General features: G+C 63.3%; 12 protein-coding genes and 1 pseudogene. 10 read left to right on the forward strand and 3 right to left on the reverse strand.

The window, feature by feature from the left end:
* Window positions 1-834, forward strand: a pseudogene (locus tag AHiyo1_RS27515) (AAA family ATPase); the annotation flags it as partial.
* Here AHiyo1_RS27515 and AHiyo1_RS21350 read toward each other — a convergent pair.
* The gene (locus AHiyo1_RS21350; protein WP_084784665.1) at window positions 835-1,551 is read right to left on the reverse strand and encodes a septum formation family protein; all 717 of its coding nucleotides are present in this window, start codon (window positions 1,549-1,551) and stop codon (window positions 835-837) included. It abuts the pseudogene before it with no gap.
* Between the two features lie 221 nt (window positions 1,552-1,772).
* Here AHiyo1_RS21350 and AHiyo1_RS21355 point away from each other — a divergent pair, with 221 nt between their 5' ends.
* The gene (locus AHiyo1_RS21355) at window positions 1,773-2,006 is read left to right on the forward strand and encodes a DUF3073 domain-containing protein (protein ID WP_028265518.1); all 234 of its coding nucleotides are present in this window, start codon (window positions 1,773-1,775) and stop codon (window positions 2,004-2,006) included.
* Between the two features lie 156 nt (window positions 2,007-2,162).
* On the opposite strand, the gene AHiyo1_RS21360 is transcribed toward AHiyo1_RS21355, so the two are convergent.
* Window positions 2,163-2,789, reverse strand: coding sequence for a GntR family transcriptional regulator (locus AHiyo1_RS21360; protein WP_059389925.1), 627 nt, complete (start codon window positions 2,787-2,789; stop codon window positions 2,163-2,165).
* 112 nt (window positions 2,790-2,901) lie between these two features.
* Here AHiyo1_RS21360 and AHiyo1_RS21365 point away from each other — a divergent pair, with 112 nt between their 5' ends.
* Genes AHiyo1_RS21365 through AHiyo1_RS25105 form a run of 8 tightly spaced genes read left to right on the forward strand, consistent with a single transcriptional unit; the run spans window position 2,902 to window position 8,803 of the window.
* Complete coding sequence (locus tag AHiyo1_RS21365; protein ID WP_059389926.1) at window positions 2,902-3,936, forward strand: succinylglutamate desuccinylase/aspartoacylase family protein; 1,035 nt, start codon at window positions 2,902-2,904, stop codon at window positions 3,934-3,936.
* Window positions 3,908-4,867, forward strand: a complete 960-nt coding sequence (locus AHiyo1_RS21370) for an ABC transporter substrate-binding protein (RefSeq protein ID WP_172465693.1) — start codon at window positions 3,908-3,910, stop codon at window positions 4,865-4,867. Before AHiyo1_RS21365 ends, AHiyo1_RS21370 begins: the two co-directional genes overlap by 29 nt.
* Window positions 4,864-5,820, forward strand: a complete 957-nt coding sequence (locus AHiyo1_RS21375; RefSeq protein WP_059389928.1) for an amino acid ABC transporter permease — start codon at window positions 4,864-4,866, stop codon at window positions 5,818-5,820. The genes AHiyo1_RS21370 and AHiyo1_RS21375 overlap by 4 nt, the downstream gene beginning before the upstream one ends.
* Window positions 5,817-6,617 (forward strand): amino acid ABC transporter ATP-binding protein, encoded by an 801-nt coding sequence (locus AHiyo1_RS21380; RefSeq protein ID WP_059389929.1) that lies wholly within the window; start codon window positions 5,817-5,819, stop codon window positions 6,615-6,617. The genes AHiyo1_RS21375 and AHiyo1_RS21380 overlap by 4 nt, the downstream gene beginning before the upstream one ends.
* Window positions 6,618-6,660: 43 nt before the next feature.
* Complete coding sequence (locus tag AHiyo1_RS21385; RefSeq protein ID WP_253257528.1) at window positions 6,661-7,011, forward strand: ArsR/SmtB family transcription factor; 351 nt, start codon at window positions 6,661-6,663, stop codon at window positions 7,009-7,011.
* Window positions 7,008-7,988, forward strand: coding sequence for a TIGR03086 family metal-binding protein (locus AHiyo1_RS21390; RefSeq protein ID WP_059389931.1), 981 nt, complete (start codon window positions 7,008-7,010; stop codon window positions 7,986-7,988). Before AHiyo1_RS21385 ends, AHiyo1_RS21390 begins: the two co-directional genes overlap by 4 nt.
* 30 nt (window positions 7,989-8,018) lie before the next feature.
* Window positions 8,019-8,513 carry a VOC family protein gene (locus AHiyo1_RS25100; RefSeq protein WP_172465694.1) on the forward strand — a complete coding sequence of 165 codons (495 nt, stop codon included), beginning with the start codon at window positions 8,019-8,021 and terminating at the stop codon, window positions 8,511-8,513.
* Complete coding sequence (locus tag AHiyo1_RS25105) at window positions 8,510-8,803, forward strand: VOC family protein (protein WP_253257529.1); 294 nt, start codon at window positions 8,510-8,512, stop codon at window positions 8,801-8,803. Before AHiyo1_RS25100 ends, AHiyo1_RS25105 begins: the two co-directional genes overlap by 4 nt.
* Window positions 8,804-8,871: 68 nt before the next feature.
* On the opposite strand, the gene AHiyo1_RS21400 is transcribed toward AHiyo1_RS25105, so the two are convergent.
* A partial coding sequence (locus AHiyo1_RS21400; protein ID WP_340639362.1) for an AIR synthase-related protein occupies window positions 8,872-9,174 on the reverse strand: 303 nt, incomplete at its 5' end.

Consider the following 9,174-nt stretch of genomic DNA (forward strand, 5'->3'; position numbering starts at 1 on the left):
TCCTGGGCCCCACCGGCGTCGGTAAGACCGAGCTCGCCAAGCACTCGCCGACTTCCTGTTCGACGACGACGCGCCATGGTGCGGATCGACATGTCCGAATACGGCGAGAAGCACTCCGTGGCCCGGCTGGTCGGTGCCCCTCCCGGATACGTGGGCTACGAGGAAGGCGGCCAGCTCACCGAAGCGGTCCGCCGTCGCCCGTACTCCGTGATCTTGCTCGACGAGGTGGAGAAGGCCCACCCGGAAGTGTTCGACATCCTCCTTCAAGTGCTCGACGACGGCCGCCTCACCGACGGGCAGGGCCGCACCGTGGACTTCCGGAACACCATCCTGGTGTTGACCTCCAACTCGGGTAGCCAGTTCCTTGTAGATCCAACGCTGGACTCCACGGCGAAGCGGAATGCGGTCATGGCCGTGGTCAACGCCTCCTTCAAGCCGGAATTCCTCAACCGGCTCGACGAGATTGTGCTGTTCGATCCGCTCAGCGTCGACGAGCTCGCCAGGATCGTCGAATTGCACGTGGACGAGCTGACCAAGCGGCTGCACGACCGCCGGCTCACCCTTGAGGTCAGCGACGGCGCCCGTGCCTGGCTCGCGATGTCCGGTTACGATCCCGCCTACGGCGCCCGTCCGCTGCGAAGGCTGGTTCAACGCGAGATCGGTGACCGCCTGGCCAGGGAAATCCTTGCCGGACAGATCGCGGACGGCGACACGGTACTGGTGGACACCGCGGCCGACGTCGACGAACTCACCATCGAGGGTCTCGAGGCTTTGACGGGTCCCGACGGCGGTGCTCCGGCGGGTAGCGGCCTGACGGTGAGGCGGAAGGAATAGCTACTTCTGCAGCACGGATTCCTTGAGCGTGTTTCCCGAGTTCACCACGATGAAGCAGTCCACGCGGCGGTCGCCGTTGTCCCAGCTCGTGGCACTCGGGTACACGTTCTGCTGCAGGAGCGCGTACTTCGTGGAGGCCTCGTTGAGCACCAGGTCACGGCAGATTTCGCGGCCTTTGTCACGCAAGGCAGTGGCGCCGGGGAAGGTGTCGTCAGCCTTGTACCGGAAGATGGCGCCCAGCTGGGCCGAATGGTCGGTGGTGCAGTCCACCACCTTGGACTTGATGGCGTTGGAGTCGAAATCGGCGAAGCAATCTCCCAGCTGGTAATTCTTTGCCTCCACATCCGCCGGGAGGGGACCGCGGCTGGTGGACGTGGCCGGCGCGGGGACGGGTGCGGCCGCCGGGCGGTTGGCCAAGGCCCCGACGAGGACCCAGATCACTACGCCGATCAGGATCAGCACGGCCAGCACGATGCCGCCAATGATGAGCCGATACCGCGTTATGGCGTCCAGGGCAGTCCGCAGGGACGAGCCTTTCTCGGAGGGAGCAGGGCCCTCGGGCCCGGTTTCGCCAGGCATGCCTGCATCGGGGTACGTGCCCGAAGTCCCGGAATACCAGGTCCCGGAACCAGGGTCTACCGGCGACTCATTGTCGCCCGTACCGTTGTTGCCCTGGATCATGTTGTCCTGGCCCATGTCTGAGTTCGCGCCTTTCATGCCTGCCGCCCCATATTAGGGCGACTCTACCCAAGTTTTTCATGCCAATGAATGGAGATACTGCCAGGTGGAACTGTGACGGCGCTTTCGCGAAGCAAGTGGCAAGCAGTTGCTCCAGAAAGCATGTAATCTAGACATACGACAAATTGACCAAACATTCCGGGGCCTCACCGATCGCCAAGGTGACCACCTCCGGTCCAAGTACAAAAGGGGGTCACGCCATGGGGCGCGGCCGTCAAAAGGCAAAAGCTACCAAGCAGGCTCGGGACATCAAGTACTACTCCCCGAACACTGACTATTCGGCCCTTCAGCGCGAGCTGACTGGGCCATCAAGTCGTGCGACGAGCCGATTCGCGGATGATCCGCCGGAGCCGGACTACTCGGCTTACGAGGACAAGTACGCACAGGACTTGGAAGACGATGACGACGAGGTAGACACCCGCCGTATCGGATAGCTGTAGCAACAATCAGGTGCCTTTCGGCATCGAGTTGCGTACCGCCGTCGTACACGAGGTCGTTTGGCATCCCCGGATGCCTCCCAAAACGATAGAGCCCGTAGGGCGCGCCATGATTGGCGTGCGCTACGGGCCTTTTTCGTGCCCTTTGGCCGGTCAGTCCTTCTCGTGGCACAGATCCAGCAGGGGGATCAGTGTTTCGAGGTCGTTGGCGCGCGCTGCGGCCAGGATCTTCCGGTGGGCGTCCGCCACGCGCTCAAGCTTGGCGTCGTCCAAGGGGTACGAGCGGCTGATGAGCCGTTGAACAGGGTTGTCCCAGACGGATTCGAGGGTTTTCAGCAAGAATCCGTTGGGCGCAGGCGCCGCCAAGCCCAAATGGAACGCCCGCGTGGCGGTGAACAGTTCCTCCGGGTCGGCGCTTGCCGCACCCTCGGCGATAAGCAGCTCCAGCCTCGCAAGCTGAAGGTTGGTGTATTTTGCCCCACACTGCCTGATGGCCATGATCTCGAGGGCCTTGCGTACTTCGTAGACTTCCTCGACGGCTGATCGGGTCAGCGTCGTCGCGAAATACCCCGAGCCCGGGACCAAAGTGGCGAGTCCTTCGTGGACCAAGCGGTTCAGGGCGTCGCGGACCGGCGTCCGGGACACGCCGTATTCTTCGGCCAGCTGTTCCTGGACCAGGGGAGCGCCAGGCTCGACCACTCCGTTGACGATCTCATTGCTGATCCTGTCGTAGACGTGCTCGCTCAGCGGCCTCATCCCCTTGGCAGCTTGCGTGGCCATTCGCCTCATCCCCTTTTTCGTATCAAAACTCGTTCAATCCTACGTGCTTTACATCACAGGATTCACTGTATACAGTGAATCCAATTCTACCAACCCTGAAGAAAGTTGCCCTATGAGCCTGCGCATTCCACGCATACCCGGCATCGATTTTGCCGCCGTCGGCAAGCAGCTGGGTTACCTGGAGATCGAACATTCGGACAATGAGAATGACGCCGCTGTCATCCCTTCGCCGATCGCGGTCCTGAGTGGTGGGGACGGCCCCACGGTCCTCCTGATCGCCGGTACGCATGGCGACGAATATGAAGGACAGATCCTTCTCCAGGAACTCATCCGCACCTTGAACCCTGATGAGGTGACCGGGAGATTGATCATCCTGCCCGCCCTCAACATCCCTGCTGTCCGCGAAGGAAGACGTGTTTCCAGCGTGGACCGGGTCAATCTGAACCGTGCCCTCCCGGGCCGCGCCGACGGCGGACCGGCACTGCAGATCGCCTCGATCGTGGCCCAGGAACTCATCCCCATGGCCGACTTTGTGATGGACATCCATTCCGGGGGGATCGCCTCGGAGTATGTGCCGTCCGCGTTCGTCTACCAAGGACCGACGCCGGAGCTATGGGCTGCGAAGGTGGCGGCGGTCGCCGCATTCAATGCCCCTTATTCCGTCGTGGTGAAGCCCATGCTTAAGGCGGGCTCCATCAGCGGCGCGGCCGATCGGGCCGGCGTGCCGATGATCTCGACCGAACTCGGTGGGAGGGGAACCGTATCCCTGCCGATCCTCGCAAGGGCCCGGAAGGGACTTCGTTCGCTGCTTGGGCACTGGGGCGTGCTCAAGGACGCCGGCCTCTCAGGGATCGGAGAGCCGATCCAGTGGGTCGAACTCACGGCCCAGTCCGCAGTCCATTCCACCATGGCAGGCATCCTCGAGCCGGTGGTCGGACTTGGCCAGAAAGTCGCGGCCGGAGAGCTCGTGGCCCGCGTTCACTCAGTGGAAGAACTCGAGCGTCCTCCAAAAGACTTCTTTTCACCGATGGACGGGGTGGTCGCAATCATTCGGCATCCCGCCCTCGTCAATATCGGCACCACCGTGGTCAACATCGCCGTTGACCATGGAACAAGCTATGCGAAAGGCAATCATGAACCGTCCTAGATACATCTCCACAGCCGCCCTGCTGCTGGCCGCCGCCGTCGGGCTCAGCGGCTGCACCACTGCGTCACTCGACGCCGGCAAGGAAGCCGCCGCCAGTTCGATTCCCGGCAAGGACGCTGCGATTCCGGCGGCGCCCTTCAACAAGTCCGCCGCGAATCTCTTGCCCCCGGACGTCAAGGCCAAGGGGACATTGGTGGTCGGCACCGACCCCACCTTCGCGCCTTATGAGTTCTACGCGGCTGACAGCAAGACGGTTGTCGGCTGGGACGCGGACTTTGCGAAAGCAGTCGGCGAGACGCTGGGGCTCGAAGTCAAGATGGTTCCCGCGACCTTCGACACCATCCTCCCGGGCGTGAGCTCCAACAAGTACGACGTCGGCATCTCGGGTTTCAATGTCACGGCCGAGCGTAAGATGAATGCCGATTTCGCCTCCTACCAAAGCAGCGGCTCCGGCCTTGCCGTCAAGGCCGGCAACCCCAAGAAGCTGGCCCTCGACGCGATGAAGCTGTGCGGCACGAAGGTGGGTGGCGAAAAGGGGACCACGCAAGGGATCGAGACCCTTCCGGCGTTTTCGAAGCAGTGCGTCGTCGCCGGCAAAGCGCCGATCGACATCCAGTTGTTTCCCTCCCAGAACGAAGCCAACCTGGCACTCATCTCCGGCCGCGTGGACAGCGTCCTCTCAGGCCTTGTTGGCATGGGTTACGCAAGCAAGCTTTCCGGCGGTGCCTTCGAGCTCGCCGGCAACCAGGACTTCGAACCGACGCCGGTAGGTATCGCCATGCCCAAAGGCTCGCCCCTGACCAAGGCGATGGTCGCGGCGGTCAGGGCGCTGATCGCTGGCGACACGTACAAGGCGATCAATGCGAAGTACGGAATCCCGGACTCGGTGACCATCAGCGCTGATGCCGTGGACGCGAGTGGTGCGAAATGAGCACCGTGATCACCGTCCCCAAGATGGGAACAACGGACCGCGGACAGTTCACCGTGGTCTCGGCCAGGCACCCCTGGCGATGGGTGGCTGGCACTGCGGTAGGCGCCGTCGTGATCCTGTTGCTTGTTTCCGCGGTGAGCAATCCCCGTTTCGGCTGGGACAAGGTGGCCCTGTATTTCCGTGACGTTGCCATAGTCAACGGGATCGGCATCACCCTGTTCCTGACGGTTGTCTGCATGGCTGTCGGGGTGGGGCTTGGCGTAGTGCTTGCGGTCATGCAGCTTTCGGCAAACCCCGTGGTCAAGGCCTCGGCAAGCGCCTATGTGACGATCTTCCGAGGCACCCCCGTCCTGGTCCAGCTGTTGTTCTGGTTCAACTTGTCGGCGCTGTATCCGGAGATCACCTTTGGTATCCCCGGCGTCAGCCTCGACGCCAACCAGATCATCACACCCCTCGCCGCGGCGATCCTTGGCCTGGGCCTCAACGAGGCTGCCTACATGTCGGAGATCGTCCGGGCAGGAATCCAGTCCATCGATCAAGGTCAAGGCGAAGCTGCGGGTGCCCTCGGCATGTCCCGCATCCAGACCCTCATCAGGGTGATCCTGCCGCAGGCCATGCGCGTCATCATCCCGCCTACGGGCAATGAGTTCATCGGCATGCTCAAGATGACCTCGCTGGTCAGTGTCCTGGCGGTCCCCGAGCTCCTGTACTCCGCCCAGATCATCTACTCGAAGAACCTGCAGGTTGTCCCGCTGCTCCTGGTCGCCAGTATCTGGTACATCATCGTCACCACGGTGTTCACGGTGGGCCAAGGCTACCTGGAACGGCACTTCGCCCGGGGAACGTCCCGTTCCGTCCCGCCGACCACCGCCGAGCGGTTGCGGAAATTCTTCAGGGTACATTCCGCGCAAGGCTCACGAAAACAAGGCTCAGGAAAGGAAGGCCAGTCATGACTATCGAGACGAAGGAAAGCCGCAAGGCGCCGGAGGCGCTTCCGCTGGTACGCGCGGAAGGCGTGCGCAAGAGTTTCGGCGACAATGAGGTCCTCAAGGGAATCGATCTCCACGTCCAGAGCGGCGAAGTGGTCTGCCTCATCGGCGCCTCCGGCTCCGGGAAAAGCACCTTCCTGCGGTGCGTGAACCACCTGGAGAAGATCGACGGTGGCCTGCTGTGGGTGGGGGACAGGGCCGTGGGCTACCGGATCAAGGGGGACAAGCTCCATGAACAGTCCCACAACGAAATCTGCGCCGACCGCACGGATATCGGGATGGTCTTCCAGCACTTCAACCTCTTCCCGCACATGACCGTGCTGGAGAACCTGATGGAAGCCCCGATCAGGGTGCTCAAGCACCGCAAGGCGGATGTCCGCCGTCGGGCGTTGGATTTGCTGGAGAAGGTGGGCCTGTCGGAGAAGGCGGGGGCCTATCCACGGCACCTCTCGGGCGGGCAGCAGCAGCGGGTGGCGATCGCCCGGGCCCTGTGCATGCAGCCGAAGCTGATGCTGTTTGACGAGCCGACGTCGGCGCTGGATCCGGAGTTGGTGGGCGAGGTCCTCAGGGTGATGAAGGACCTGGCCCGGACGGGAATGACCATGCTTGTTGTGGCGCACGAGATGGGCTTCGCCCGCGACGTGGCTGATCGGGTGGTGTTCATGCACGGCGGCCGGATCATTGAGGAAGGTCCCGCCGAAGAGGTCATCGGCAACCCGCAGCATGAGCGGACCAGGGCGTTCTTGTCTGCGGTCCTGTAGTTGTTGATAGTGCGCTCTCGGAAGTGGTTGACAGAATGCGTTAGTGACGGCTAACGTATTAATCATGCTCGACCGACTGGAAGTTGCCGCGGAGCCGAACAGGCGGCGCCTGTTGCACCTGCTTGCGGCGGGCGAGCGCACCGTGACGGAGCTGGCTGGCGAATTCACGGTGAGCAGATCCGCTGTCTCGCAGCACTTGTTGTTGCTGGAGCAGGTAGGCCTCGTTGCGGCCCGCAAAGAGGGACGCAACCGCTACTACCGCTTGGATAACGACGGCATGAGAGAACTCCGGATGCTTTTTGAGCAGTTCTGGACCGCTGAGCTGGACATGCTCCTCGCTGACGCACAAAACTTCACCACCGACCGCCTTCAAACAACAGAGGAATCATCATGATTTACGACAAGACCGTTCTTCTTCCCCTCAACGTCGACCAGGCGTTCGAACTCATCACGCAGCCCGCACGCCTCCGCCGCTGGCAGACCGTTGCCGCCCGCGTCGACCTCAAGGTTGGCGGCGAGTACCGCTGGACCATCACCCCGGGTCACCACGCGGCGGGAACGTTCACGGAAATCGAGCCCGGCAAGCGCGTCGTCTTCACTTGGGGCTGGGAGCAGCCCGAAGCGCCGGCGGACAACGTCTCCACGGTAGCCATCACCCTTGAGCCGGCCGACGGCGGCACCTCCGTGCGCTTGGTGCACGAAGGCCTTCCGACTCCGGAAGCCCTGGCAGGCCACTCCGAGGGCTGGAACCACTACCTCGACCGTCTCCTCGCCGAGGCTTCCACGGGCGACGCCGGTGCCGACGAATGGGCAGCTGCCCCTGCCGACCTCAACGAGCTCACCTCCGCGGACGCCACGCTCGCCATCGTGCAACGCGTACTGGCGCAGGTGACCGAGGCCGACGCGCAGACCCAGACTCCGTGCGCCGATTTCAACGTGTCCCAGTTGCTTGACCACCTTGCCGGCTCAATTGCCAACATCGCCAAGGCCCTGGGCGCCGAAGTAGCCGACGACGCCGGGAAGTCGCCCGAGGTGCGCATCGCCGACCTCGCCCAGCCGACGCTGGAAGCCTTCTATCGCCGCGGCCTCGAAGGCACCATTGACATGGGCTTCGCCGAACTGCCGGCCACGATGGTCGCCTCCATCCTCAACCTCGAGTTCCTGGTCCACGCCTGGGACTTCTCCAAGGCCCTGGGCTTCGAGGTGTCGGTGGCGGATGAGCTCACCGACTACGTCGAGGTCCTCGCGCAGAACACCATCAGCGAGCAGGTCCGCGCAAGCGGCAGCTTCGCCGCGGCCCGGGAAGTCGCCGAGACGGCATCCAGCCTGGAGCGCCTGGTCGCTTTCACCGGCCGGACTGTTCACGCATAAGCTCGAGGCATCATCAACGAAGGGATAGCAATGCCGCAGGTTGATAGCTACAAGCAGGGAACCCCGTGTTGGGTGGACCTGTCGTCGTCGGACATTGAGGCCTCCAAGGCCTTTTACAGTGATCTGTTCGGCTGGGAATTGGACGCGATGGATGCCGGCAACGGCATGACCTACTACATGGCCAAGCTGCAGGACCGCTACGTGGCGGGCATGATGCAGCAGATGCCGGACATGGCCGCGGCCGGCGCACCGTCCTTCTGGGCCAACTACCTCGCCGTCGATTCGGTAGATGACGCCGCTGTGCGCGTCACGGCGGCAGGCGGCAACGTTCTCTTCCCGCCGGACAGCGTCCCCAACGGAAGCGGGCGGATGTTCTTCGCAGCCGATCCCACGGGTGCACAGATTGGCTTCTGGGAGGCCGGAACCCACCACGGCGCCGGCTGGTCAATGAACCGGGCACGGTGGTCTGGAACGAACTGCAGACGAACGACGTCCCCAAGGCCGTCGCCTTCTACGAATCCGTGACGGGATGCTCCAGCGAGACGGCCGCGGCCGGAGACCTGCAGGAATACACCCAGCTCGTAGTGGACGGGAAGTCCGTGGGCGGCGCCATGAAGCAGCCCGTCGAGGGAATGCCGCCGTTCTGGATGACCTACTTCAATGTTGCGGACGTGAACGAGTCCGTGGCGAAGGCCGTCGAGCTCGGCGCCCAGGTCTTCGCGCCTGCCTTCGACGTCCCTGGCGTCGGCCGCATGGCAGTCCTCGGTGATCCAGCCGGAGCAGCCTTCAGCGTCATGGCCGCCGAAAGCAACTAGGCCTCAAACAAAAGTGCCCACAACTGCCTGATCGGCAATGGGGTGGGCACTTTTTGCGTGAAGAACGCTTAGGCGTAGGCGTTCACGAGGCGCACGGCGCCGCCGTCGACGCCCTTGGCGCCCTGGACGTAGTCCGGACCGCTCTTGATGACCGAGTCGGAGTCCGCGGCCACCGTACCCATGACCCACGACGGCAAGCCGCGCTCGTTGAGGCGGGCCACGGCGGCGTCGGCGATTTCGGGAGACACGATGGCCACCATGCCGACACCGAGGTTGAGCGTGCGCTCGAGGTCGGCAAGGGGAACATTGCCGAGCTCGGACACCAGCTTGAAGATGGCCGGCAGTTCCCAGGTGGCGCGGTCAACCGTGGC

This window comes from Arthrobacter sp. Hiyo1 (assembly GCF_001263615.2).
Taxonomy (GTDB): Bacteria; Actinomycetota; Actinomycetes; order Actinomycetales; family Micrococcaceae; genus Arthrobacter.

Bases quoted from the DNA above. Each gene is read 5' to 3' on its own strand.
- AHiyo1_RS25100 (WP_172465694.1), top strand. From the start codon at position 8,019: ATGCCGCAGGTTGATAGCTACAAGCAGGGAACCCCGTGTTGGGTGGAC.
- AHiyo1_RS21355 (WP_028265518.1), top strand. From the start codon at position 1,773: ATGGGGCGCGGCCGTCAAAAGGCAAAAGCTACCAAGCAGGCTCGGGAC.
- AHiyo1_RS21375 (WP_059389928.1), top strand. From the start codon at position 4,864: ATGAGCACCGTGATCACCGTCCCCAAGATGGGAACAACGGACCGCGGA.
- AHiyo1_RS21380 (WP_059389929.1), top strand. From the start codon at position 5,817: ATGACTATCGAGACGAAGGAAAGCCGCAAGGCGCCGGAGGCGCTTCCG.
- AHiyo1_RS21370 (WP_172465693.1), top strand. From the start codon at position 3,908: ATGCGAAAGGCAATCATGAACCGTCCTAGATACATCTCCACAGCCGCC.
- AHiyo1_RS21360 (WP_059389925.1), bottom strand. From the start codon at position 2,789: ATGGCCACGCAAGCTGCCAAGGGGATGAGGCCGCTGAGCGAGCACGTC.
- AHiyo1_RS21350 (WP_084784665.1), bottom strand. From the start codon at position 1,551: ATGAAAGGCGCGAACTCAGACATGGGCCAGGACAACATGATCCAGGGC.
- AHiyo1_RS21365 (WP_059389926.1), top strand. From the start codon at position 2,902: ATGAGCCTGCGCATTCCACGCATACCCGGCATCGATTTTGCCGCCGTC.
- AHiyo1_RS21390 (WP_059389931.1), top strand. From the start codon at position 7,008: ATGATTTACGACAAGACCGTTCTTCTTCCCCTCAACGTCGACCAGGCG.